1 protein-coding gene is annotated in these 1,268 nt (G+C 65.2%); it reads left to right on the plus strand.

Annotation, left to right across the window (positions count from 1 at the left end):
• The first annotated feature begins 63 nt into the window (after window positions 1-63).
• A protein-coding gene (locus QW887_RS34855) for an IS3 family transposase (protein ID WP_316196202.1) occupies window positions 64-1,250 on the plus strand; the annotation gives its coding sequence in 2 pieces (ribosomal slippage) (window positions 64-325 and window positions 325-1,250; 1,188 coding nt in all).
• Window positions 1,251-1,268: the final 18 nt, after the last annotated feature.

Here is a 1,268-nt window from a genome sequence, read left to right on the forward strand (position 1 = left end):
TGACCTGCCCCTAAGAATTTCCTCCAGAACGATTTAGAGTCCGGCCTGACGAAGGACGGACAGATGAAGCGAAAGCGGTTCACGGAAGAGCAGATCATCGCGGTTTTGAAGGAGCACGAGGCCGGTGCGAAGACGGCCGATCTGGCTCGGAAGCACGGGATTTCGGAAGCGACGTTCTACAATTGGAAGGCTAAATTCGGCGGCATGGACGTCTCCGAAGCCAAGCGGCTGAAGGCGCTCGAGGACGAGAATGCCAAGCTGAAGAAGCTGCTGGCCGAGCAGATGCTCGATGCGGCCGCGCTGCGGGAGCTGCTCTCAAAAAAATGGTAAGGCCTGCCGCCAAGCGCGCCGCGGCGGCGCACCTGCAGGCCAAGCTGGGCCTGTCGGAACGGCGGGCCTGTTCGATCGTCGGAGCGGACCGGACGATGGTCCGCTACCGGTCCCGCCGGCCCCCCGACACCGCGCTTCGGGGCCGCTTGCGCGAGCTCGCCAGCAAGCGGCGGCGCTTCGGCTATCGACGGCTGTTCATTCTGTTGCGGCGGGAGGGCGAGCCGTCCGGGATCAACCGCATCCATCGGCTTTACCGGGAGGAAGGGCTCGCGGTGCGCAAGCGCCGCAGCCGCCGCAAGGCCTGCGGCGTCCGCGTGCCAATCCTGGTCGATGCGAGGCCGAATGCGCGCTGGTCGCTGGACTTCGTGTCCGATCAGTTCGCAGGCGGGCGGCGCTTCCGCATCCTCAACATCGTCGACGACGTCACCAAGGAGTGCCTGGGCGCGATTGCCGACACTTCGCTCTCGGGGCGGCGGGTGGCGCGGGAGCTGACCTCGATCATCGCCCGGCGCGGCAAGCCGGGCTCGATCGTCTCGGACAACGGCACCGAGTTTACCAGCAACGCGATGCTGGCCTGGTGCAGGGACAACGCGATCGACTGGCACTTCATCGCACCGGGCAAGCCGATCCAGAACGCCTTCGTCGAGAGCTTCAACGGCCGGATGCGCGACGAGTTCTTGAATGAAACGCTGTTCTTCGGTCTCGATGATACCAGGCGCAGGCTCGCCGCCTGGGTTGCCGACTACAACAACGCGCGGCCGCATTCCTCGCTGAGATACCAGACCCCTGCGGCCTTTGCCGCCAACCTCACCGCAACGGGCGATCGGCTGCGCAACCCCGACCAGCTCCGCCAATCGCCCGTTGCTCCACCCGCGCCACTCGGCGTACAACCCACCCGGACTCTAAACTCTGCTGGATGAAACTTCGGTGGCAGCTCA

This window comes from Bradyrhizobium sp. SZCCHNRI3052 (assembly GCF_032484895.1).
Lineage (GTDB): Bacteria > Pseudomonadota > Alphaproteobacteria > Rhizobiales > Xanthobacteraceae > Bradyrhizobium.